27 protein-coding genes are annotated in these 24573 nt (G+C 40.9%); 6 read left to right on the forward strand and 21 right to left on the reverse strand.

What is annotated here, in order from left to right; genetic code table 11:
- Positions 1-22: 22 nt before the first annotated feature.
- From ASE42_RS13260 to rpmG, 10 genes are all read right to left on the reverse strand, one after another.
- Complete coding sequence (locus ASE42_RS13260; RefSeq protein ID WP_056767338.1) at positions 23-1276, reverse strand: MFS transporter; 1254 nt, start codon at positions 1274-1276, stop codon at positions 23-25.
- Between the two features lie 155 nt (positions 1277-1431).
- Positions 1432-2556 (reverse strand): M14 family metallocarboxypeptidase, encoded by a 1125-nt coding sequence (locus tag ASE42_RS13265; protein ID WP_056767341.1) that lies wholly within the window; start codon positions 2554-2556, stop codon positions 1432-1434.
- 85 nt (positions 2557-2641) lie between these two features.
- Positions 2642-4561, reverse strand: a complete 1920-nt coding sequence (locus ASE42_RS13270; protein WP_056767345.1) for an LTA synthase family protein — start codon at positions 4559-4561, stop codon at positions 2642-2644.
- A gap of 213 nt (positions 4562-4774) precedes the next feature.
- Complete coding sequence (locus tag ASE42_RS13275; RefSeq protein WP_025092968.1) at positions 4775-5728, reverse strand: ROK family glucokinase; 954 nt, start codon at positions 5726-5728, stop codon at positions 4775-4777.
- Positions 5729-5741: 13 nt separating this feature from the next.
- Entirely contained in the window at positions 5742-5945 is a 204-nt protein-coding gene (locus ASE42_RS13280) for a YqgQ family protein (protein ID WP_008342322.1), read from the reverse strand.
- A 70-nt stretch (positions 5946-6015) separates the two neighbouring features.
- Complete coding sequence (locus tag ASE42_RS13285; protein ID WP_056767348.1) at positions 6016-7554, reverse strand: rhomboid family intramembrane serine protease; 1539 nt, start codon at positions 7552-7554, stop codon at positions 6016-6018.
- An 86-nt stretch (positions 7555-7640) separates the two neighbouring features.
- Positions 7641-7814 (reverse strand): hypothetical protein, encoded by a 174-nt coding sequence (locus ASE42_RS18985; RefSeq protein ID WP_162176177.1) that lies wholly within the window; start codon positions 7812-7814, stop codon positions 7641-7643.
- Positions 7815-7885: 71 nt separating this feature from the next.
- Positions 7886-8446, reverse strand: coding sequence for a hypothetical protein (locus tag ASE42_RS13290; protein WP_235566778.1), 561 nt, complete (start codon positions 8444-8446; stop codon positions 7886-7888).
- Between the two features lie 56 nt (positions 8447-8502).
- The gene (locus tag ASE42_RS13295) at positions 8503-9063 is read right to left on the reverse strand and encodes a 5-formyltetrahydrofolate cyclo-ligase (RefSeq protein ID WP_056767350.1); all 561 of its coding nucleotides are present in this window, start codon (positions 9061-9063) and stop codon (positions 8503-8505) included.
- Positions 9064-9111: 48 nt separating this feature from the next.
- The gene (gene rpmG / locus ASE42_RS13300; RefSeq protein WP_008360061.1) at positions 9112-9261 is read right to left on the reverse strand and encodes a 50S ribosomal protein L33; all 150 of its coding nucleotides are present in this window, start codon (positions 9259-9261) and stop codon (positions 9112-9114) included.
- Between the two features lie 413 nt (positions 9262-9674).
- On the opposite strand from rpmG, the gene ASE42_RS13305 reads away from it, so the two are divergent.
- Positions 9675-10022 (forward strand): hypothetical protein, encoded by a 348-nt coding sequence (locus ASE42_RS13305; RefSeq protein WP_024422989.1) that lies wholly within the window; start codon positions 9675-9677, stop codon positions 10020-10022.
- On the forward strand, positions 10019-10519 hold the full coding sequence (locus ASE42_RS13310) for an endolytic transglycosylase MltG (RefSeq protein ID WP_024422990.1): 501 nt from the start codon (positions 10019-10021) through the stop codon (positions 10517-10519). The genes ASE42_RS13305 and ASE42_RS13310 overlap by 4 nt, the downstream gene beginning before the upstream one ends.
- A gap of 41 nt (positions 10520-10560) precedes the next feature.
- Here ASE42_RS13310 and pstB (ASE42_RS13315) read toward each other — a convergent pair whose 3' ends face one another.
- The 9 genes from pstB (ASE42_RS13315) to ASE42_RS13360 form a co-directional block, all read right to left on the reverse strand.
- Positions 10561-11343: a phosphate ABC transporter ATP-binding protein PstB gene (pstB, locus tag ASE42_RS13315; RefSeq protein WP_024422991.1), complete on the reverse strand. Its 783-nt coding sequence runs from the start codon at positions 11341-11343 to the stop codon at positions 10561-10563.
- 15 nt (positions 11344-11358) lie between these two features.
- Positions 11359-12171 (reverse strand): phosphate ABC transporter ATP-binding protein PstB, encoded by an 813-nt coding sequence (pstB, locus tag ASE42_RS13320; protein ID WP_024422992.1) that lies wholly within the window; start codon positions 12169-12171, stop codon positions 11359-11361.
- A 23-nt stretch (positions 12172-12194) separates the two neighbouring features.
- Positions 12195-13079 carry a phosphate ABC transporter permease PstA gene (gene pstA, locus ASE42_RS13325; RefSeq protein WP_025092964.1) on the reverse strand — a complete coding sequence of 295 codons (885 nt, stop codon included), beginning with the start codon at positions 13077-13079 and terminating at the stop codon, positions 12195-12197.
- A complete protein-coding gene (pstC, locus tag ASE42_RS13330; RefSeq protein ID WP_024422994.1) occupies positions 13079-14005 on the reverse strand; it encodes a phosphate ABC transporter permease subunit PstC in 927 nt (308 codons plus the stop codon). Before pstC ends, pstA begins: the two co-directional genes overlap by 1 nt.
- 79 nt (positions 14006-14084) lie before the next feature.
- The gene (locus tag ASE42_RS13335) at positions 14085-15002 is read right to left on the reverse strand and encodes a phosphate ABC transporter substrate-binding protein (protein WP_024422995.1); all 918 of its coding nucleotides are present in this window, start codon (positions 15000-15002) and stop codon (positions 14085-14087) included.
- A gap of 214 nt (positions 15003-15216) precedes the next feature.
- Entirely contained in the window at positions 15217-17352 is a 2136-nt protein-coding gene (locus tag ASE42_RS13340) for a peptidoglycan D,D-transpeptidase FtsI family protein (protein WP_024427976.1), read from the reverse strand.
- A 122-nt stretch (positions 17353-17474) separates the two neighbouring features.
- Positions 17475-18761, reverse strand: a complete 1287-nt coding sequence (locus tag ASE42_RS13345; protein WP_041106889.1) for an MFS transporter — start codon at positions 18759-18761, stop codon at positions 17475-17477.
- Positions 18762-18883: 122 nt separating this feature from the next.
- The gene (gene sodA, locus ASE42_RS13350) at positions 18884-19492 is read right to left on the reverse strand and encodes a superoxide dismutase SodA (RefSeq protein ID WP_007501264.1); all 609 of its coding nucleotides are present in this window, start codon (positions 19490-19492) and stop codon (positions 18884-18886) included.
- A 181-nt stretch (positions 19493-19673) separates the two neighbouring features.
- Complete coding sequence (locus tag ASE42_RS13360; RefSeq protein WP_024427974.1) at positions 19674-20159, reverse strand: DUF456 domain-containing protein; 486 nt, start codon at positions 20157-20159, stop codon at positions 19674-19676.
- A 145-nt stretch (positions 20160-20304) separates the two neighbouring features.
- On the opposite strand from ASE42_RS13360, the gene ASE42_RS13365 reads away from it, so the two are divergent.
- A complete protein-coding gene (locus tag ASE42_RS13365; RefSeq protein WP_025092961.1) occupies positions 20305-21063 on the forward strand; it encodes a DUF1189 domain-containing protein in 759 nt (252 codons plus the stop codon).
- 56 nt (positions 21064-21119) lie between these two features.
- Here the strand turns inward: ASE42_RS13365 and ASE42_RS13370 are convergent, their stop codons facing one another.
- Positions 21120-21665: a GNAT family N-acetyltransferase gene (locus ASE42_RS13370; protein ID WP_056767353.1), complete on the reverse strand. Its 546-nt coding sequence runs from the start codon at positions 21663-21665 to the stop codon at positions 21120-21122.
- Positions 21666-21862: 197 nt separating this feature from the next.
- Here ASE42_RS13370 and ASE42_RS13375 point away from each other — a divergent pair, with 197 nt between their 5' ends.
- Positions 21863-22165: a hypothetical protein gene (locus tag ASE42_RS13375; RefSeq protein ID WP_056767356.1), complete on the forward strand. Its 303-nt coding sequence runs from the start codon at positions 21863-21865 to the stop codon at positions 22163-22165.
- Positions 22166-22270: 105 nt separating this feature from the next.
- Entirely contained in the window at positions 22271-23386 is a 1116-nt protein-coding gene (ispG, locus tag ASE42_RS13380; RefSeq protein ID WP_024423001.1) for a flavodoxin-dependent (E)-4-hydroxy-3-methylbut-2-enyl-diphosphate synthase, read from the forward strand.
- 43 nt (positions 23387-23429) lie between these two features.
- On the opposite strand, the gene ASE42_RS13385 is transcribed toward ispG, so the two are convergent.
- A complete protein-coding gene (locus ASE42_RS13385; protein WP_025092959.1) occupies positions 23430-23792 on the reverse strand; it encodes a DUF308 domain-containing protein in 363 nt (120 codons plus the stop codon).
- Between the two features lie 139 nt (positions 23793-23931).
- On the opposite strand from ASE42_RS13385, the gene ASE42_RS13390 reads away from it, so the two are divergent.
- A complete protein-coding gene (locus ASE42_RS13390; RefSeq protein ID WP_056767359.1) occupies positions 23932-24510 on the forward strand; it encodes a 5' nucleotidase, NT5C type in 579 nt (192 codons plus the stop codon).
- Positions 24511-24573: the final 63 nt, after the last annotated feature.

The raw sequence follows: 24573 nt of genomic DNA on the forward strand, positions 1-24573 counted from the left end.
TCCTCATTCAATCATGCCATGCTTACGTTGCGTTTACGGCAGGTTTGTCTCGTTCTATTGTCAACTCCGCTCTCTCTACCTTCCCGATCTTTGTAAACAGAAGCAGGCATATACCTGAAACAGCTTCAATGATGCCGCCAGCCGCAATGACATACCCAGATCCAAACAGGGTTGCCATATAACCGCCAATGAGGGCGCCTAACGGAATCATCAAGTAGGAAATCATGTTAATGATCGCATACACTTGCGGCTGATCCTCTGCCTTCACTGACAATTGAATCATCGTATGTTCGGGTACGTTAACTGCACTAATGGCTGCTCCTAAAGCAAAAGCTGATATAAACACAAGTGGTAACAATGCGTTCATACCTGTGATAAAGAAGGCGATTCCATCAACAATCCCAGCACCTATAAACAGCAATCCATACCGATTCACTTTTATCTTTGTCAAAACAAACCCCATCAAAAATGCGCCTAGTGCGGTTGTGACTTTGATGAATGAATAGACGACCGGTCCACTATGTAAGTCTTCCGTTAAATAAATAACAGACAATGCTTCCCATGGTGCCGCAGCAAAGTTTGAGCAGACACAAAAAATCGCTAATGGAAACAAAATATGATGGCTTCTAACAAGTGAAAAACCTCGAATTAATCTTTTGCCGTAAGATAACCCTTTTTTGGCTTTATCGATGATGACTTCTGTTTGATATGAAATCATGAACACCAATAAAGCGGACAAAAGGTAAAGAGGAATGATCACAAGCATTGTATAACCTACGCCTACAAATGCAATCATGACACCACAAATCGTGACCGTCACAAGTCTTACTACATGACTTGCTGATTGGATCGTTGCATTCGCTTTTTGTATGAGGTCCTCATGAACAAGCTTTGGGATAATCGATACAGATGCCGGTTCATAAGAGCCTCCTGTCGCCGAATGCAGCAGCATACAGCCAATGATGAGGACTAATGGTGTGAAACCATAAAAGTAACTAACCACGATCACAAGGATAATCGCTCCTCGTGTTAAATCAGCAAAACACATCCAAAATTTCAATTGATGCGGCTTCATCATAGGCGTAATAAATGGTCCAACAATCGCTTGAGGAACAAAGCTGACTGCAATAAAAAAAGCTGTCCCTATGGCCCCTTTCCCTCCTAGTACTAAAAGCCACAAGATGGTGTTGAAAGATAAACTATCAGCCGTAATTTTGCACATTTTAGAAACAAATAAATAAGTAAAATTTCTTTTCCACAGGCTTTGAGCACTCAATAGTCGACATCTCCCTAAATCATATCCCTTTTTTTTACATCCATATCTTTCACAATAGCTTACTAGGAAGCCTTCGTCAATTGCTTCAACATTGTTTTTATTGACCATAAGCAATTGATTTTCTCAAAATATGAAAAAGCACCAGACAGGTGCTTTTAACACTTACACGCTTCCCACAAAAGCCGCTTTGTTTTTTCATAGATCGAATCAAATTGATCCATGGAAAGAGGATTTTTCCCTAGACCAAGCTCGACTGTATAGCCCTCACTATGAAATTGATAAATAAACCAATCGCGATAGCCTGCATAGCTGTCGAGATATTGGATCGGTTTGTAACCGCTCACTAGTTCGAATCGTTTGACCGTTTCTTTTGAGAGGGCTGGCTCATGGCCAAGAAACCCCCAATAGATCTCTTCTCCTTGTGTATGAAGGGCGATCAGCCGGTCAAATCGTTTTCGCAACGCAAGATTGGCCATCGCTTTCGCTTCTGGTTCTGTTAATGGCTCGCGCCCAGGATAATCCCGGTAGGACGGTGCCTTCGACTGATGACGATAGTACTCGATCTCCCAATAAGCAGGGAATTGATTGTTTAAATCCACCCCTCGAATATTTGCTTTCCATTCCCGGTAATCGGAATATCCCTTGTTTAGCAGTGTGAATTCTTCACGATGAAGACCTAGTGACTCCGGTCCATTACGAACCAAATCCACTCCATCTGGATTGACCATTGGCACGATGGATAAAGCGGTGGTCTGCAGGATATGAACCGCTTCATAATGTCTTGCCTGTACCGGATCTGACGCTGCTAAGCAAAGCGATTTCAACCATTTTAATAAAACAGACGTCGTGATCCATTCATTTGCATGAAATGAGGCATTGAGATGAATAGAATGTAAATGCTGAACAGGCTCTGTTCGGATCTCATAAATAGGTGTATCAAGCACTGAATGGCCAATGACGCTGATATGAAGAAAAGGAAATACGGCTTTCAAGCGGCTCAGCTCTTCTTCTAATCGAGCGCTATCATATTCAAATGTTCCATTAATCCAATCATCGGATTGCTGCAGTCTGTAAGGTGCAATAAATCTCTGCACATCACCTATCGAATCAAATACATGGACTCCTTCTGGAAGTCTATATCCCGGTAAAAGAAGGTTATCAGTGCTTGATTGATTAGATAAATGAAAAGCAGCTTTGCCAATACCAAGCTGCTTTGCCACAGCATCCCTCCCTGCTTCATCCAGCTGCCATTCAATTTTTCCAAACGACGTTGTCTTCATTTACATCCCTCCTCTCATACTATATGAGCCGTCAGACAAAAAAAGAAAACCTCTGCTTCTAAAATAGCAGAGGTTTTTTCATCTATTAGGACGCCTTTTTCAGCTCCGTTTCACCTTCTTTTTTGGATGGTGAATGGTCCGGGCTGTTTCGATCATAAAATCTAAGGAGATCTCCGTAGATGATTTGATCAGAGAATTGAAGCTCCTGCTTCGCTTTCTCTTCATAAGACTGACACACATTTTTATCATCTGCTGGCTCGCCTGTCTCTTTATTGTAGCAAACACCATCTGTAAAAATGCTGTCCTTCGTAATAAAGCTTCCATCACGGAGTACTGTAAAGTCATTCGTATCTTTTGATAAAAGGTCATGACCAAATTGAATTTGTTTACTTGTATCAATCCCTAGAAGATTGAGTACAGTTGGACGGATATCGACCTGACCGCCTACCGTATCAATTTCTTTTGGATGTTGATCCGTTACCCCTGGAATGTGTACAACAAACGGGACTTTTTGAAGCTGCACTTCTTCAAATGGCGTAATCTCTTTATTTAAGAATTGTCCCATGGCTTCGTTATGGTTTTCAGAAATTCCGTAGTGATCCCCATACAAAACAAAAATGGAGTTATCGTATAACCCAGCTTCCTTCATCTTTTTAAAGAAAAGCTTAAGGGCTTCATCTTGATAACGCACTGTAGGGAAGTACTTGTTCAGTGTTTTGCTCTTTGAATCATATTCATCAATGAGCTTATCTTCCTCATCTAAATCAAAAGGGAAATGGTTCGTTAATGTAATCAATCTCGTATAGAAAGGCTGCGGGATCGATTTCATTAATTCAGCGGACTGCTCAAAGAACGGACCATCTTTCAGTCCCCAGCCAACTGAGTTTTCTTCATTCACATCAAATGATTTAATATCAAAGAACTTATCGTAGCCAAAGCTATCGTAGATAAGGTCACGGTTCCAGAAGCTTTTGTTATTCGCATGAATAACAGAAGAGTGGTAGCCCTCATCCTTTAACAGCTCAGGTGTCGCTGTAAACTCATTACTTGGATTTGTGAAGAACACAGCCCCTCTTCCAAGTGGATAAAGAGAATTATCTACAATAAACTCTGAATCAGATGTTTTCCCTTGACCTGTTTGGTGATAAAAATTAGTAAAGTTATAGCTCTTCTTGATCAATTTGTTTAAAAACGGAGTAATTTCTTTCCCGTTTAATTTTTCATTGATCACGAAACTCTGTGTCGATTCAAGTGATATAAGAATGACATTTCGTCCTTTTGCCTGACCAAATGTCTTTTCATTACGGTCCGTTTGATTTGCGCTTACATAGTTTTCAATTTCAGTTAAGCTATTGCTGTCAGCAAGAGCTCGTTGGGCGGACTGCTTCGATTGCAATACCCCATCATAAATATGGAAGTTATATAAGCTGATATTTTTCACCAGCATCTCACGGTCAAATGAGCGAGTAAGCAGTTCTGGTCTTTCTGTTTCAGCTAAACCAAGGTTAAAGAAAAATGTAGCTACCACAAATAAGTAATATGCTGCTCGTTCTTTTCGTGAAACGGTGACATCTGTTCTAAAGGAAGGCTGTTTTTTATAGAGCCAAATTAAAATGATGATATCAACAAACATCAGTAAATCGACTGGTTCAATTAAAGAGGTAATACTGGACCCGAGGTCACCCATATTGTTTGTTTGAAATAGGACGGGGATGGTTAGAAAATCACTATAGAATCGATAAAACACAATGTTGGCTAACAAAACGAATGTTAGGATAAAGCTTGTCACGATGATATATCGATTGCGATTTTTTTCTTTGAAAAATAAACCGATACCGAAGATAAACAAGAGAAAGCTAAGCGGATTAATAAACAGGATAAACTCCTGCATGAAATTTTCAATTTTAATATTGAAGCTAGATTTATAGATAACATAGGTTTTGACCCACATCAGCAATGTCGCAATCAGTAAAAATGAAATCGCCTTTAATCTATTCTTTCGCATTGTAACCTCCTTATGCTAAGCGCGCACCCAGGCTCTAGATATACCCTAATTATTGGTGCTTCTAGAAAAATAACTAAAGTATATCTTATCCTGTATATGATGGAAAATCAATGTCTTTTTCCTCATGACAAACTTATGAATATGCTAAACATCCAATTTCATGCCTATCTATCGCTTTTTTTAATAAAAATGACATCATTATGACTTTTTTGTTCAAGACAGCCATTTGGTTTTTGCCATCCATGCACCGCCGATAACACCCGCATCGTTTCCGAGTGATGCAATTACCACTTCAACATCGTCAGCGCAAGGCGGGAAAGCATGTTGTTTCACAATGCGCTCTACTTTACTGCGAAGAAGCTCACCTGCTTTTGAAACACCGCCGCCAATTACAATTTTTGTTGGGTTTAAAGCACTAGCAAGATTCGCTAGGACAAGTCCAAGATGTGTCGTCACTTCTTCTACGACACGCATTGCAAGATCATCTCCGTTTTCTGCCGCTTCAAATACATTCTTTGCCGATAGCGAAGCGAGCTTGCCAAGTGAAGATGTATGCTGCTCGGTTTCTAATTTATCCTTTGCAATCCGGACGATGCCAGTTGCAGATGCGATCGTTTCAATACAGCCTGTTCTTCCGCAGTTACACGGTGCTCCTTGAAATGGAACGGCACAAATATGGCCAATTTCTCCGCCAGCACCTGTCTCCCCTTGAACAACTTCACCGTTGACGATGATGCCGCCGCCAACCCCTGTTCCAAGTGTGACCATCAGGATATTTTTTGCGCCATCGCCTGCACCCTTCCACATTTCACCGAGTGCAGCAATATTCGCATCATTTTCAATGACAGATGGAAGTCCCGTCTCTGCCTCTAGGTGATCTTTCAAGGGGTAGTTTGTCCAGCCCAGATTCGTTGTTTTATAGACGATGCCAGATACTTTATCTACTGGTCCAGGTGCACCCATTCCGATCCCAATAAGTGCTGATTTCGGCATACTGATCTCAACCAGTTTATGGTCAATTGATTTGGCAATATCGACTGTAATCGTCTGCCCGGATTTATCCGTAGGAATCTCCCACTTATGCTGAATTTCACCATATAGATTAATGAACGCAAGCTTAATTGTCGTACCGCCAAGATCAATACCTACAAACCAATCCCCTGTCATATGCCCTCCACCTTCACATTGTTTTTCGATTTAATTTGGCTAGCTCCATTTGAAGAATCGTCATTGCGTTTGACCATTCGGTCCGGTCAATGATGCCCGATGTATACATTTCCTTCAATTCGTCTGCCATAAATTCTAATTCTACTTCACGATCTCCGAAATACACATAATTTCCAAATCTCATGAGCAGCTGCTGTACATCATATAACGTTTTCATTGTTTCCACCATTTCTTTTCATCAACAGATAGGATAAGCGTATTCATAAATGCGCTTTCAGTCAAGTCATTCAACGTGTTTGACTATTTTCGATATATTGTTTCAGCTTTAAAAATTGATCATTTTGAGGATCTTGTTTTAACGCTTTCGCTAATAGATCCTCTGCTTTCGCTGTCTCTCCTTTTTCTACGTATAAAAGCGATAAATGATACAGTTTATTTGGATCATCTGGATCTTTTTCAAGCGACTTTTGTAAAAATTGAATAGCCTTATCAAGTTGGCCCTGCTGCGCTTCCGATAGTGCATAGATATGAAGTGCCTCAGCTGATGCATCTTTATCGTGCACATATTCCTCTAGTCGTTCACTTGCTTCGCTATACTTTTTCTCATCAAATAAACTTGCTGCCTCACTTGTTGCCGCTGCTTGCTTTTGATCGTCAGAATGAAACCCTGTATACAATCCAAAACCGCCAATAAAGAGCAAAGCAGCACTCGCAAGTAGCATTTTAACAGGCTGGATCTGTTTAGGCAGACGGACAGCTAATGCGGTGAAAAAACCGCCAACCAGGCCGCCAAGATGCCCTGCATTATCAATACCTGATACAGTGAAGCCTATTCCTAGGTTGATGAGGATAATGACAATAATATTTGTCCCCATCGTCCGAAAGAAAAGCTTTCGGTTTGAGATGGCTAAATATAACAGTGCGCCTAAGCAGCCAAAGATCGCGCCAGATGCGCCTGCTGCAATTGCCGTATTAAACACAAAGCTCGCTATAGAGCCAAAAATGCCGGAAATCAAATAGATGAGCAAAAATCTTCCCGACCCATAAATTCTCTCAACAGCCGCTCCAACGGACCAAAGAGCAAAAGTATTAAAGAGTAAGTGCGTCAAGCCAATATGTAAAAACATTGGTGTCATCAGGCGCCACCATTCACCCTCTAAAATCAGCACATTATTTTTAGCACCAAATGCTGTTAAAGTTGCGGTATTGGTACTTCCGCCTGACAGCTCAAGTAAAAGAAACATCACCACTTGGACAGCAATCAGCAAGTAGGTAAAAATGGGTCTCCCATTTTGAAACACGGCCCGTTCTCGTTCTCGCTGCTTTTCCTGATCATCAAATGCCTGAAGCACGTTCCTTTTCAGCTGCATTGCATCCTCAGCTGTATCTTCCTTCGCTTCTTCTACATCTACTGCAAGCGATGTATTCAGCCATTTTTGCAGTTCGTTTACATCGTTTTGAAGCGTGTCTGCATTGAGTAATACAGGAGTAACTGTCACCTTATTCTCTTTTTGCGGCTGACCGTTTAGGTCTTCCCAATCATCTACTGGAACATCAGTTGTAAATTGCAGCTGCAGGAGATGAAGAGATCGTTTACGCATAGCTTCTCTCAGCTGATTGATCCGATATGTTTGCTCCTCGATATCTCGAACGATCTCCTGCCTGAAATTCACATCTTTTCTATATAGACGGATAAGATCATAACCTGAGTTTCGTGGTGCTTCAAAAAATATTTCATCTTCTGGGTACGGACTTTGAATCATCTCGTATCCTTTTTGTCTAAGTTCATCAACAACTCGCCAAAATAAACTATCTATGACATTCATACATTCGCGCTCCATTTTTTACATTATTATAGCAAGAATCGTTCTTATCCGCATTTCTAAACAAAAAAATCCCGGCTTTTGCGGGATTAGAATGCTTGGCGAATAAATTTCGTCCGAAAATATGGGATTTTCATCAGCCATTTAATCAAAAAGTGCCGGACTTGATTTTGCCCTAAAACCAAATTCATGAGCCGATAACGATTTTGCACGAGAACGAATGCAAACAGTGTGAACACAATGCTCCAAATCATTTTATTCATCATATTCCCTCCTATGTTCGTATCGTGGCTTAAATAGGATTTGTTTATGCATGAACCATCGTTTTTATCGCTTAAAAGGTTCCTTTCATAAGCAGGCCTTCACAATCTAATCCCTTGTTCTTTTGATTGAATATAATAGACCTCTCCGCACTCTGATTGATCATAAGAAACGTCAAATTGAGAAGGTCGATTAAATCCTTGAAAGTATGAGGCAGCTTACAATTCCGCTCTAACTCCTCCACCTTGTGCGGGAAGTAACTGCCGTATGGATTTGGTGTATGAACATATCCAGCGTCTAAACCAGGGTCATGTTCGTGAATACAAATCCAAGTTTGGTATGGCTTTTCAAGGCTTTCAAGCTGTTTTAGCCGCCTATGATATAAAGCGATATGAGCTTTGATATGCTCTCTTCTTATTTTTAAGCTATTTTCCCCGACTCCAAAAAAAATCAAGGTGCGTATGCCAAAAATAAAACCATGAATCACGATCAAGTCACAAGTATTCACTTCCTCCCACATATTACGGAAGTATCTTTTCTTTCCACGAAATTTTTTCAAAACATATCCCTCGTCAGCTAAAATGCCTTTTAATGAAGAATGTTGATCGCTATCGTGCATGTGACTTTTGATCATAAGCAAGCACCTTCGCTCAACACAAAAAGCCCGTTCATATATATAAGCAGCGGACTTTATTTTAGATATATGGTACCTTTCTCACTGACCATGATTGAGACCGGGATGTCGTGCGTTTCAGCCGGAATATGCTTGGTTTGCTGTACTGTTAAACAAAGGGCAAGTGTTTCGCCGTGATAGTCAGCTAAGTAGCGGTCATAATAGCCGCCCCCATATCCGATACGGTAGCCTTGTCGATCGAAGCACACACCAGGCACAATGATCAAATCGATAGATTCTTTAGATGCAGCGGCCGATGTCAGAGGATCTGGCTCCAATAGCCCAAAGTAGCGGGAGATCATTTTCGTTTCTGGTGTATATTCATAAAACGTCATCTCTTTTGTTTCTGGAAAACAGGTGGGTACACATACTGTTTTCCCCTCCCGCCATGCTTTTTCAATGAGAGGCATTGTCGGTACCTCTTTTCCTCTAGACATGGTAAGTGCAACCGTATTCGCTTGTTTCCATGCTGGCAGTTGAAACAAGCGCTCATGAAGTAAAGCGGTGCTTCGCTTGAATTCTTCGGCACTCATCTGGTCCAGCTTGGCTAATGTTTGAAGGCGAAGTTCCTTTTTCACAAAGATCATCTCCCATCATAAAAAAACAGCAGGAAAATTCCCTGCTGCTTACTTTGTTTCACGATGTAAAGTTTGTTTTTTATCACGTGAGCAATACTTTTTGAATTCAACGCGATCTGGATTGTTTCGCTTATTCTTTTTAGTAATATAGTTACGCTCACCGCATTCAGTGCAAGCTAGAGTAATATTTACGCGCATGTTTTTCCCTCCAAACTAAAATCAATTCACATTCAGACCTAACTATAATACCACTTCTAGCTTAGGAATGCTAGAATGTTTTTTCACCAATTTGATTTTCAGTGCAATCCATCCGCGTTCTGATCCATATCGCACGGTCATTTCATGAAAAATAGCCTGCTCCCCTATAAAACCTCAATCTTTGTCGTACTGTATACATGAGAAGCCCTCTTTTATTTTGACAGCGAGCAAGATTTTCATACTCGTTTTTCATATAAAAAGAAAAAAGATGAAAAAAAGGTGATTTTTTCAGCAATTCCTTTTGAAACTAGCTTTTTTATGGTATAAAAAAGAAGGGTCGAAAACTGTCTGAAACAATCATGAAAGCCTTTTATGGCTTTCAGCATTAAAATATGAATAAAAGGTGATGAAACATGGAAATTGCAATTATCGGATTGCTTGTTGTCAGTATCGTACTGATCGCATTCTCATATTTTCAAAGAGAGCCGATTAAAGAAGTCGAGCAGGAACTTGAAACACTTCAACTATCTGCAATGCAAGAAATCTATAAACTGAAAAAGAAAATGAAGGTTCTTGAAGAAGAATTGCTTGAAACAAACATTGTCGTCCGCAAACATTCAGAAATTGATCCATCTATCGCAAGACAAATCATTTCAAAGCATCAAAATGGCATGTCTCCTGAGGCCATTGCGCGCGCTGAGCATGTATCTGTAGATGAGGTCAACATGATCATTAAAGACAATGAGAAGGTGCTTGTATGACGAAAAAAAGCATCCAAACGTTTGCGGCAGGTATGATTCTTGCAACTGGTGTTCTGGCGATCGTTTTTTTCCTCACTGGAAAAGATGAAGCGGCGGCTGATACAACCACAAAAGAAACGCTCGCAGCGAAAGTAACAGACACCGATGTGAAAAACTATTTAGACTCTAAAAAAGAAGTCTCTGTCAGCCGTGAAACATATCAGCAGCTTCTTGATTATAAAGAAAAAGCACTGAAAGCAAATGAAGACGGCGATTCTAAAAATGATAAAGAAACATCGGACAAGCCTAAAGGCAAATCGGTCAAATTTGTTATTAAAAACGGGATGAGTACAAGTGATGTTTCAGACATGCTTGAAAAGGACGGAATCATCAACTCGTCTAAAGATTTTAATGATTACGTGATTGACGCCGGCTACCATAAAGAAATTCGTGCAGGCAAGTTCAATTTAAAAACAGGGATGACATTCAAACAAATCGTCAAAGCCTTAACAAAATAACAACAATACCCCCTGGCGGCGCTGACCTCCAGGGGGTTTTATTATCCAAATCGACCAGATATATAATCATTTGTTCTTTGATCATTTGGCTCTGAGAACATCACATTCGTATCATTGACCTCAACAAGCTCTCCCATTAAAAAGAAGGCTGTTCTATCTGATACCCTCGCCGCTTGCTGCATGTTATGCGTCACAATGGCAATCGTGTATTTCTCTTTTAATTTCATAATCAATTCTTCAATCTTTAATGTTGAGACAGGATCAAGTGCTGATGTTGGTTCATCCATTAGTAAAATGTCTGGGCTCGTAGCAATAGCTCTTGCGATACAAAGACGCTGCTGCTGACCGCCGGAAAGACCTAATGCTGGTGCATTTAATCGATCTTTCACTTCATCCCAAAGGGCAACATCACGAAGCGCTTTTTCAGCGATTTCTTTCAATTGCTGCTTGCTCTTCACGCCATGAATTCTTGGTCCGTAGACGACATTATCAAAGATAGACTGAGGGAATGGGTTTCCTTTTTGAAAGACCATCCCGACGTTTTTACGCAGTTCCACTAGATCAACGCGGCCTTTTAAAATATTGTCGCCGTTATACATCATATCCCCGGTGATTTTCACACCTGGCACTGTTTTGACCATAAGATTTAAGGTCTTGATAAACGTTGACTTTCCGCAGCCTGACGGACCGATAATTGCTGTGACTTCATGCTCTTTAATGTCTAAATCAATATGCTTCAGTGCGTGATGCTGTCCGTACCAAAGGTTCATATCATTCACACGAAACACTTCTTTTTTTGCTGTTTCAGTTGCTACTGCATTCATCAAAATCCACCCGCCTTATCCAAATCGACCATTGATATAGTCTTCTGTTTTTTGCTGCGCAGGACGTGTAAAGATACGTTCAGTGGCATCATATTCTACTAGATCACCGTTCAGGAAAAAGGCCGTATGATCAGATACACGTAACGCTTGCTGCATGTTGTGTGTCACAATGACGATCGAATAATCATTTTTCAAATCTGATAATAACTCTTCAATTTTTGCATTTGAGATCGGGTCTAGGGCAGATGCTGGTTCATCTAATAAAAGAACGCTGGGCTTCATCGCAAGTGTACGCGCAATACAAAGGCGCTGCTGCTGACCGCCGGATAGTGACAAAGCCGAGCGGTGCAGACGATCTTTGACTTCATCCCACAGCGCTGCTTTTGTTAAGCTTTCCTCTACTGCATCATCAAGTACTGATTTTCTTTTTTCACCCGCATACTTTAACGCATGGGTAATGTTATTGTAGATCGATTTAGGAAATGGGTTTGGTTTTTGGAAAACCATGCCGATTTCTCTTCTTAAATTCACCACATTAATGCGGTCATCCAAAATATTGAGTCCTTCGTACATGATCGCACCTTCACTTCTCGCACCTGGGATCAAGTCGTTCATGCGGTTAATGCTGCGTAAAAAGGTTGATTTCCCGCAGCCAGATGGGCCGATTAATGCGGTAATTGCGTTCTTCTCAATTTCAAATGAAATGTGATTGACCGCTCTTTTTTCACCATAATAAATGCTTAAATCCTGCACCTGTAAAATCTGTTCCGCTTGAAGTGGAGCCTTTTTTGCTGCAATCTCTTTTTTTTCTGCTAGCATTTGAACCATATCCCCTTCACACCTCTCTCACATTATTTTGACGTAAGCTTTTTATGAATAAATGAACCAAGCCATCTAGCTGCTAAGTTAAATACTAAAACTGAAAGCACAAGTACGGCTGATGCACCATTTGCAATGGCCTCTGCATCTGGAATGATTCCTTGTGTATTGACGTTCCATATATGAACGGCTAATGTTTCTGCCGGTCTAAAAATATTCAGCGGTGACGTATCAGAAAATGGACTCCAGTTTGTAAAATCAAGACGCGGTGTGGTGAGACCTGCTGTGAAAAGAAGCGCTGCTGCCTCCCCAAAGACTCTTCCTGATGCTAAAATCGCACCGGTAATAATAGAAGGAATCGCACCTGGAATCAGGACTGTCTTCACTGTATGCCATTTCGTCACACCGAGCGCAAGTGATGCTTCCTTTTGATCCTTCGGTACAGAGCGAAGCGCGTCTTCTGTCACCCTGACCATCACTGGCAAGTTAAACACCGTGAGCGCAAGAGCTCCTCCGATGATCGTATAGCCCCAGCCTGTTAAATTGACAAACATGAGTAAACCAAACATACCAATGACAATAGAAGGAAGTGAAGACAACACTTCGATACATGTGCGAATAAAATCAGTGACTTTGTTTTGAGGCGCATATTCAGCCATGTACACTCCACCGCCGACACCAAGTGGTACTGTGATCAGCATTGTTATAAACAAAATGTAAAACGAGTTAAACAGCTGATCCCTAATACCGCCGCCAGAGCCAATTGCACTTGAGCGGGTTGTCAAAAAGTCAAAATTTAATTCTTTTGCACCGTTGAAGATGATATAAGAAAACAAACCAACTAGGATCGCCGTAATAATGGCGGCACATAATCCAAAAACAAACGTGGCAAAACGATCGGTCATTTTGCTATTCATTAAATCTTCCTCCTAGACGACAAGTATCTGATAATGAGTATGAACATAAACGATACAACTAGAAGGACAAGACCCATTGACCAAAGTGTATTGTTTTCAACACTTCCATACGTTGTGTGACCCATGTTTAACGTAATAATGGTTGTTAATGTACCAGCTGTATCCATAATGCTCTCTGGTAAATTACGCGTGTTTCCAATGACCATCTGAACGGCAAGGGCTTCACCAAATGCTCTTGCCATTCCAAGAACGACTGCTGTCATTAATGTTGGAAGAGCTGCCGGTACAAGCACACGTCTAATCGTTTGCCATCTTGTAGCGCCAAGTGCATAGGATCCCTCACGTAAGCTTTTTGGAAGGGAAGCCATTGCATCAGTTGCAATAGATGTAACGGTTGGCAGAATCATAATAGACAGGACAATCGTTCCTGCTAACACGCTATGCCCTGAGCCACTTGACTTGAAATGTCCGATAAACGGCACCAATACTGTAAGACCTATGAATCCGTAAACAACGGATGGAATCCCTACAAGCAATTCAATGACTGGCTGGAGAATTTTCCGGCCCCATGCAGGTGCAATTTCTGTCATAAAGATCGCTCCTGCGATGCCTAGCGGCGCTGCAATAAGTGCCGATAGAAGCGTGACGGCGATCGATCCAAAGATAAAAGGAAATGCGCCGTACTCCGGGTTTTCTGCTGTTGGGTTCCAATTGATACTGGTTAAGAACTCAATTGGGCTTACACCATTTACGATGAAAGATTGTAAACCCTTAATGCCAAGGAATATTGTGATGGCGATGGATACTGCAATCATTAAGAATGCGCAGAATTTCACCAAAATACTTCCTCTTACTTCATCCATTTGCCTATTTTTCTTCGAGCTGATCAGCCGATCGCTCGCTTCTGTATGTTCTATCTGCTTCATCTTTTTCTACACTCCTATGAATGTCATAAAAGGAAAAGTGAAATGCTCCACTTTTCCTTCATCAGCAATTCAAGACCTCTTACTTATCCGATTGTTTGCCTGTTGCGTCTCTTTCTACTTTCATATTAGAGACTGAGATGTAGCCTTGGTCTTTGACGATTTCTTTTTGTACTTCGTCACTCATAAGGTAATCTAAGAATTGTTTTGCTAGACCTTCCGGCTCACCTTTTGTATAAGAGTGCTCGTATGCCCAAATTGTATATTTACCGCTTTCTACATTGCTTTCTTCTGGTTTCACACCATCAATGCTAAGCGGTGTAATTTTGTCATCTGTTAAATAAGAGAATGCTAGGTATCCAATTGCACCTGGTGTTTCTGCAATCAGCTTTTTCACTGTGTTTGAAGAATCTTCTGTGATTCCTTCTGCAGGTGTTGCACCATCAAGTGCATATTTCACAAATGTTGCACGTGTTCCTGAAGAATCAGGTCTGTTAACAAGCGTGATTTTTTGGTCTTTCCCGCCAAGCTCTTTCCAGTTTTTGATTTTACCAGTGAAGATTTTTTTCAATTCGTCCTTTGTGATGTCTTTGACACCCACTTCAGGGTTTACAGCTGCGGCCATTCCAACAACTGCTACTTTGTGGTCTTTTAAAGCTTTTGCGTCGACGCCGTCTTTCTCTTCAGCGAATACATCTGAGTTACCAATCTGTACAGATCCTTCTGAAACTTGAGAAAGTCCTGTTCCTGAACCGCCGGCTTGTACTTGAATATCGGCTTTTGGATGTTTATCCATGAATTTTTCTGCTGCCGCAAGAACTAAAGGCTGCATCGCAGATGATCCTGAGATGGTAATGGAACCTGATGCCTCATCTTTGTTTGAAGCATTTCCTTTACTGTCTTTTGAATCTCCGCTTGAGCTGCTGTTTCCGCATGCTGTGACGAATGCTAACAATGCGATAGTAAGGAAAGTAAGCAGCCATAATTTGTTCTTTTTCATTTCAAGAATACCCCCTGAATAATTTGTCCTACGAGTAATACATTAAAGGTTCTTTATTAATTTCGTTTAAATGGAATGTTAAGGTTTTGTAAATGTCGAAGTTTTGTAGAGAAATTGCGGCGTTTTTTATGAATTTTGTCAATTTATATCGGAATTTTTGAAGAAAACGTAAAAAAACGCCCACAAAAAGTGAGCGTTTTTACCTATGAAAGGTCTAGTTATTTGTTTCTGCTTCATTTTCAATTTTGTTTTTATTTTTCGCCTGTGTATCATTGCTTTCCTGTTTTGATTTCAGTTCAAAGTACTTATCTAATACTTGTTCACCAATATCGTTTGTAATTGGATAGCGCTGGTTGTAGTCTTGATACACCCATGGCACGACAACGGAAATAGCCACTTCTGGATTATCAGCAGGCGCATACGCAACAAGAGTTGTGTTATACGTCGGTGTACCGCGCTTGCTTTTAATTGGACCGTCATAGAATGATTGAGCGGTTCCTGTTTTGCCAGCTGGATTATACTTTTTGTTGCCAAAGTTTGAATAGGCTGTCCCTCTTGGGTTCTGCATCACAAGCTTGAAGCCTTGCTGGACACGCTTGATTTCATCACTTGTCATGTCTAGCTTATTCAATACATCCGGTTTGACGGATTCCGTCACAGCTCCAATACCGCGCTGCGGGTCTGGCTCTCTCACTTCTTTAACAAGCTGCGGACGTAAACGATATCCCCCATTTGCAATGGTTGAAACGTATTGCGCCATTTGCAGCGGTGTAAACGTATCATACTGTCCAATCGCATAGTCAAGTAAGAGCCCCGATTGTGTAGACGTTCCTCTGTAGCCCGTTGCTTCGTTTGGCAGGTCAATACCTGTTTTGACGCCAAGACCAAATTTACTGAAATTGTAGCGGAACGTATCAAATGCTTTCGGATCAATTGGGAGCGCCTGATTCTTACGATATTCGCTTTTCCCAATGGCGATTGCGGTTTTGAACATATATACGTTTGATGAACGCTCTAGTGCTGTTAAATCATTAATGAGTCCCATATTTTGATAGGATTTCTTTGGCGGCGACTGGGCGATATAGAGAGGTTCATCGTATTGGGTACTTCCAATATGAATAGCGCCTGTTTTATATCCAGTCAGTACAGTTGCCCCTTTTACGGCTGATCCCATCGCATATGAGGATGTCATCGTTCCTAATGCGTAGTCATCGAATTTGTATTTTCCGTTTTTGTTTGAAATCTGCTTACCCGCAACAGAGAGAACCTCTCCATTTCTCGGGTCCATCATGACAACAAATGCGCGGTCAAGAAGCTCAGTTCCCCCTCTTTGTTTCGCACTTCTCAAGTTCTTTTCAATAATTTTTTCAACCGCTTTTTGCAGCTGAATATCAATTGTCAGCACAAGGTCTTTCCCGCTCTTACCTTCTGTTAACACTTTAGAGCTTGTGACATTGCCCTGTTTATCAGTTGTACTCTGTTCTTTTTCCTTTTGGCCCTGCAGGACATCTTCATATTGATATTCGAGATAGCTTTTTCCTACACGGTCATTTCGGCTGTAGCCGAGTGATAGATAATGCTCAAGAAGTGACTGCGGAAGACCTTCATCACTCGAAGACACACTGCCGAGCATACTGCGGAGCAGTCCTTTATACGGATAGCTGCGTGACCAGTCTGTCGTCACATCAACACCTGGAAGCTCGTCCAAATGCTCAGAGACGTAAGCAATTTCGCTTGGCTTTACATCTTCATTTTTAATAAATTGAGGCGTAAGTGCATAGCCTCCATCCATCTGCCTTTTAATGGCAAGCACTTGTAAATCTTTTTTCGTCAGTTGATTTAATTCCTTGTCTGTGATGCGTTTTAGCTGAAGCTCATATAGTTTATCATCAGAGACCTTATCGTCACCCTTTAATTCTGATTCCTTTTGAACAAGCTTTTTCGCTTCATTTGGATGCGTTAAGATCCAGAAATCTTTTTTGTCACGATCTGTGATTTTTTTCGTACTCACATGAATCATATCCGCTAATTTCGATGCCACTTTGAGCCGCTCTTCTTGTGAAGTCGTCGAGGTTCTCGTATATGTAATGGCATTCAGCGCTTTATTGCTGACAATCGTATTGTAGTTTCGATCATAAATTTTTCCGCGCGGAGCAGATGAGCTGACATTCACATCCTCTTGTTTTTCTGCCTGCTTTTTATAATCTTCTCCATTGACAATTTGCACAAATCCGAGCCTAACGACAACGCCGGTAAAAATAATAAAGGCAGCTAAAAATAATAAATTCAGCCGGATCGGAAGTGTTTTGCGCCCTTCCTTCGCGTCTTTTTTGTTTTTCTTGTTTCTCATCACATCACCTTTTCTATCAAGAAAGAAATGGCACCCCTTTTTGTGTATAAAAGGTGCCATCATCATTTTAGCGGTTTTTCTATCATTTATCTAGAAATTTGATGTTCCATAGGTAAGAAATTTTACCTTTCTCCCTTAATAAGGTTCGTTTGAGAAACTGGCTTTTGACCGTCAGCCTCTTTCATATCAGCTGTTTTTTCTTTCAAATGAATATCTTTTACAAAGTAATAAATAAGAGTGTGTCCCGCTCCGAGCACAACAAGTGATGCAGGGATTCCGAGCTCATCACCTAGTAAGGTGACAGACAGCAGGAACAAAACAATCGAACAAATACGGCCGGCATTTAAAAATAGCTCTCTGACCACAATATATTCAATTCGGGCCTTTCTGGCGTACCTTGCATGGCCAATGACATCATATGTTAAGGATACATAAGGAACAAGCAGGAGCGGATATCCTATTGCAATGGCTACCGCATACATCAGAAGTGATACATAGGACAAGTGGAAAACGATTAAAAACAAGGCGCCGTATAAAATCAGCCCGCCAAGCATGATGGCCTTCTTCCGCCACTTTTTCTTAATCAAACGTGTAGCGAAGAAATAAGCAAAAAAGGCAACACCTGAATTCACTAAACCAAACGTCCCGAGAGCAAGCTCACTGTTTGTTGCAATAAACACAAAGACACTGATTAAGAAGACAAAGACCCCTTCACGAAGCCCTTGAAAAAAGTGAGCTGTTGTAATCCTACGCCAATTCTCGTCTGCATGACGTTCTTTCCAAATTTGTTTGATCATAAATTTGCCTTTAGACTGCCTTCTTTTGAGGAAAAAGCTCATCACAACCGCTAGTGAAAACAAAAAAAGCGATAATGTGAAAATGACTGTGTAGCCTGTATCATCCTTTAACTGAGAAATGACAATCCCCGCAATGAGAGGACCGATCATGCCGGCAGTTGAGGAAAGCACACCGAGAAATCCATTAAAGAAGTCTCTTGTTTCAGGCTCGGTGATCTCAAAGGTGAGTACGTTAAAAGCAAGCCAGTAAAAACCATAGCCGATCCCAAGGACACTTCCCAACAAAACAAGCCGTGCGGCCGCTTGTTCTCCTGCCATTAAGACAATTAAATAAAAAGCGGCTAAAAAGATGACACCGAAACGAAGGACAAACGCCCGGTCTATTTTTTTTGCGAGCCGGCCAGCGAATAAAAACGTAATGGGCTGAAGCACCACAATGGCCAAGTTATAAATCGCAAGATCCGTGAATTTCCCAGACTGTTTCCATAAGTACACATTTACAAACGTATTCGAAAGCGCAATGGCAAGTGCGTATAACCCGCCAATCGTGAGGAGGAGCAATAAATCTTTTGTAACATCCATGTCCCCGAACATTTTCTTTAATCTGCTCATACCATTCATTCTCCTTTTCTACACAATAGTCTGTCTCATCAAAAGGCAGATATGTAAAAAAAGGAGGGAAAATATAAAAAGACCTGCTTCTCTAAAGAGCAGGTCTTTTCAAATCAAATGATTTATTTAGCTTCGCTGTAAAGGCGAGCTACTTCATCCCAGTTCACAACATTCCAGAATGCTGAAATGTAATCAGGACGACGGTTTTGGTAGTTTAGGTAGTAAGCATGCTCCCAAACGTCTAGTCCTAGAATTGGCGTTTTTCCTTCAGTTAAAGGAGAATCTTGGTTTGGCGTGCTTGTGATTTCAAGTTTTCCGTTGTTCACAACAAGCCATGCCCAACCAGAACCAAAGCGTCCTGCAGCTGCTGCAGCGAAATCAGATTTGAATTTTTCAAATCCGCCTAATTCTTTTTCGATTGCATCTGCAAGTTCACCAGTTGGTGCGCCGCCACCGTTTGGTGAAAGAAGCGTCCAGAATAATGAGTGGTTCGCATGTCCTCCGCCATTGTTACGTACAGCTGTACGAATGTTTTCAGGCACTGAGTTTAAGTTAGCCACTAGCTCTTCAATTGATTGATCTTCAAGAGCTGATACACCTTCGATTGCTTTGTTTAAGTTTGTTACATATGTGTTGTGGTGTTTTGTGTGGTGAATCGTCATTGTTTCCTTGTCGATATGTGGTTCTAATGCATCGTAAGCATATGGTAATTCTGGAAGTTTAAAAGCCATGGTTAAATTCCTCCTTAAAATGTATGTACTGAAATGCTTCCTCTGTAAGTCAGCAATTCACCCTACTCAAAGAGTATCAAAAGAAACAGCTTGTTTCAACGTTATTGCTCATGTTCTGAAACATTTCAGTGTTTATTTTGTATTTAGCCCTTTTGAAAAAGTTTTAAACACCCTTTTTCACTTAGCGAAGGACATAAAATAAAAAGATCCCCAGCATCAGCGCTTGAATCAATCCTTTTGCAAAAACACCTGATACAAAACCAATTAATGAGCCTAATCCGACTTTCACACTCGTTTTCAGATCTTTTTGATGAACAAGTAGCTCTGCAATGACACTCCCAAGAAATGGACCAATAATAATTCCTGCAATGGGTATCACAAAAGGACCAGCTAATAACCCAATGGTGCTTCCCCAAATAGCTGCCTTGCTGCCGCCAAAGCGCTTTACCCCAATAAGGTTTGAGACATAATCTGCCGCAAATAAGACGGCAGTAAACATGGCTTGAATGAGCCAGAACGTCAGGGTAAGCGGCTCGAAGCTAAAGAAGAAGCCATATAGAATAAATCCGAGAACCATAAAGACCACACTCGGGATAATTGGATAAACCAGTCCAACAAACGCAATGATAAATGCACAGCCAATCAGTATCCAATACAGAATGTCCAAGACCCTGCCGCCTCCTTTTTATATGCTGTATACATTATGCCTCATTCCCTCTATCTTAACCAGTAATGAAGGCCATACTTGTACTTGATGGATAGACATTGATACAATATGAGAAATAGAAAAGAATGTAGGAAGTGAATAGGTATTGAACGTATTTAATCTATTGTTAAAAGGAATTTATTCACCAAAAGATATTGCGAAAGCCCGTTTTACAGGGATCGGTAAAGCCATTTTATTCATTTTTATCCTCTCAATTATCGCAGCAGTTCCTCAGGGGTATCATATGAGCCAAGAGATCTCGAATGCGATGTCAGGATTTCAGCATGTGATCAAAAAAGATTTACCCGACTTTTCAATCGAAAAAGGAAAGCTTCAAGCGGATCAAAGTGAACCAATAGAAAAAGAAGAAAACGGCATCACGATCATCTTTGATCCTGCTGAAAAAATAAAAGCAAGTGAGCTTGAATCAAAGCAAACGGCTATCGCTTTGTTAAAGGAAAAAGCAGTGATTGCCATTGATGGACAAATGACAGATATTCCATACCAGCTCCTTGGTGGAACGCTGACAAAAGATGAACTCGCCCGCGTCACAAATCAGAACCAAGCGATTATCATCCCTGTCATCTGTGTACTGCTATATCTATCAACTGCGGCTCTCATGTTTATCAGCGCAACATTCCTTGCGATGCTTGGTACATTTATTAAACGAATGCAGCAAAAAGAGCTGTCCTTCCAAATGCTTTGGAAGCTCTCTGCTTATTCACTCACATTAACAACGGTCTTTTTCGCCATCATGAGTGCATTAAACACGCCTGTTGCAAACTCATTTTTATTAAATTGGGTCATTAACTTTATCTTTTTATATCTTGTTGTTAAAGAAATTCCTGCAAAAAAAAGCAAATGATCCATCCAACAATGAAAGCTCCCCCGGCTCGGAGGAGCTTTTTATGTATATTCATGCTAGGACTCATCTGGATGGATGATCGCAAACAAATAGTGATCCTCCCACACTCCATTAATCTTTACTTTTTTACGATTTAGTCCCTCATTTTCAAAACCTGTCTTTTCAAGTACACGAATGGAACCTTTATTACTTGGCTTTACTCCAGCCTCAATACGATGGAGATTCAACTCAAAAAAGGCATAGTCAATGATTAAACGAATGGCTTCTGTCATATATCCATTTCCGCCCTGCCTTTGATCGAGTACATACCCAAGCCAAGCACCTTCTATCGGACCTCTTACGACAGAACTTAATGAGATCGTCCCAATTAAAGCATCGGTTTCATTTAAGAAAATACCATGCATGTAAGATTCATCTTGTGCAATTCTTTGCCTACTCCGCTGAATTCGTTCAATTTGACGAGGTAACGTGAAGAAATCATCTTTGACCAAAGGTGTAAATTCCTGAAAATATGAGCGATTCTCAAGCTCTAATGTTAAAAGTGATTCTGCATCATTTTCTGTTAGTGTTCTTACATATATATGCTGACTAACTTTCTTCATTAAATCTCCCCCTTTCTTATTTTATCATAACCGTCATATGAGCTTGCTCTCCTATTTACACCAACGACCCAAGCAGTTTTATTACAAGACATACTAGAACGAACTAGAACCACCCTTTCCAGCTTTTCTCCTCTTTTTGGTTCTATCATTTCAGGACATGCATAGACTGAAGTAAACTCTTAAAAGCGGTGAGTAAAATGCGGCGAATTCTTTTTTTACTAATCAGTTTGTTTGTCCTCTTTATTATCTTTTTTGATTTGAAAAATGGAACCATCCCTGTTGAGGAAAACCCAGCTGTCCCAGCAAGTGCGTTTCAAACAGCTGAGAAAAAGGCTTATAAGAATGTCACTGTTAAACAAGGTGAAACAGTCCTCTCCATCGTACATACAAGCAAGCCACTTGATGATGTCATTAAGGATTTCGAGGAGCTGAATCAAGGTGTTAAAGCGAACGAAATCAGGGCAGGCAGCACGTATAAGTTTCCTGTCTATAAGAGATAAAACGTTAATTCCTTGTCATTCATACAAAGAGACTGTTACAATATGAACTGTAAAACACGACGTACACGGCAAAGAATTGCTTGTACACTAAGGAGCGATTGACAAGTGAGTGAAGTCACACATCGTACTAAAACGCGTCCCGTCAAAGTGGGACCTTTAACTATAGGTGGAAATAATGAGGTTGTCATTCAAAGTATGGCAACAACCAAAACACATGATGTCGAAGCGACAGTCGCTGAAATTAAACGTTTAGAAGAGGCAGGCTGTCAAATCGTGCGTGTCGCATGTCCAGATGAGCGTGCAGCAAATGCAATTGCGGACATTAAAAAACAAATTAACATCCCGCTTGTTGTGGATATTCATTTTGACTACAAGCTTGCACTGAAAGCGATTGAAGCAGGCGCAGACAAAATCCGAATCAATCCAGGAAACATCGGAAGAAGAGAAAAAGTCGAAGCTGTTGTCAAAGCAGCAAAAGAAAAAGGCATTCCAATCCGTATTGGCGTAAACGCTGGTTCATTAGAGAAAAAAATTCTCGATAAATACGGCTATCCAACAGCAGATGGTATGGTCGAAAGTGCACTGCATCACATTAAAATTCTAGAAGACCTAGACTTTCATGACATCATCGTCAGTATGAAAGCATCTGATGTAAACCTTGCAATTGAAGCATACGAAAAAGCGGCTAAAGCCTTTGATTATCCTCTTCACCTTGGGATTACAGAATCAGGTACGTTATTTGCAGGTACAGTCAAAAGTGCAGCTGGACTTGGCGCTATTTTGAATATGGGGATTGGGAACACCCTCCGTATTTCATTAAGTGCTGACCCAGTTGAGGAAGTAAAAGTAGCACGTGAATTGTTGAAATCATTTGGTCTTGCATCAAATGCAGCAACACTGATCTCCTGCCCAACTTGTGGACGAATTGAAATTGACCTCATCAGCATTGCAAATGAAGTCGAAGAATATATTTCTAAAATCAAAGCACCGATTAAAGTAGCAGTTCTCGGCTGCGCTGTTAACGGTCCAGGTGAAGCACGTGAAGCGGACATCGGAATCGCAGGCGCTAGAGGCGAAGGCTTATTGTTCCGTAAAGGTGAAATTGTTCGTAAAGTACCGGAAGAAACAATGGTCGAAGAACTGAAAAAAGAAATCGATAAAATCGCTGAAGAACATTATGCGAAAATGGAAGCTGAAAAAGAAAAACAAGCGAATGCCTAACAAAAAACGCCTGACGTCATAGTCAGGCGTTTTTCTGTTCTTATTAAAAGAACGGGGTGATAAATATGCCTAGGATGACGGAAACAATTCCGATCCCAATTGACCACGCGCCAAGCGCATGTGCTCCTTTTCTTCTTGCAATATAACCAACGACGATTGCCGCTACCCCTAATAGCACCGGCAAGACAAATAATGAGATAATCGCAATCGCGAGTGCTGTATAGCCTATCCCTTTACTGCCTGATTCGTCACCTGCTTGGTCACGTCCTCGTCTATCTTCTCGATCTCTTGAAGCTTGATATGGCTCTGCAATTTCAGCAGCTGTTTCCTCTAAATAGCCATCATCATTACTAAAGTGTGTGTCGATTTCACGATCATTTCTTCTGAAATCCTCGTCTCTTTCCATGATCAATTCCCCCTTTTGGTTAATAGAAAGGAGCTTTTTTAGTATGAGCAAAAATGTCTGTTTCATGATTGCTAAAACTTGCTGGAATTGTGAATTGATTATGTTACACTTTAAGAGTATAAAAATGAGGAGTGTGGGCATGTTACGTTTAGGAATTGATATTGATGGTACAGTGACGGCACAGGACACCTTTGTTCCCTACTTAAATGAGTCGTTCCAATGTGCCATGACACTAGATGATATGACAGAGTATGATTTGACGAAGCTTTTAAAAATTTCTCAAGAAGAATTTTGGGGCTGGATGGATCAGCACGAGCCTCTTATTTATAAACAGGCAAAGCCTGCTGAGGGTGCAAAAGAGATCCTCGACGAAATGAAGCAGCAGCACAGACTGATTTATATTACCGCAAGAAGGCAGCAGCATTCGGATATCACCTACAAGTGGTTTCAAGAACATGATGTGCACTATGATGCTATTGAGCTGGTTGGCGGTCATCATAAGCTGGAAGCCGTTCAAAAGCACAAAATTGATGTATTTTTTGAAGACCATCATGGCAATGCCACAATGATTGCAAAAGAGGCTGACATCCCGGTTATACTTTTTAACTCCCCTTATAACCAGATGCCAATTGACGACAGAATTATACGCGTAAACAACTGGCAGGAAGCATCTAAGTGGATCAAACAATATGAGCAGCATCTGCAAACTGCTTATTAATGTAACTGAGCGAGCACCGAAGCGGAACAAACACGAGGATTTGTCTACACGCTGAAGCCGATA

Source organism: Bacillus sp. Root920 (assembly GCF_001429445.1).
Lineage (GTDB): Bacteria > Bacillota > Bacilli > Bacillales > Bacillaceae > Bacillus > Bacillus safensis.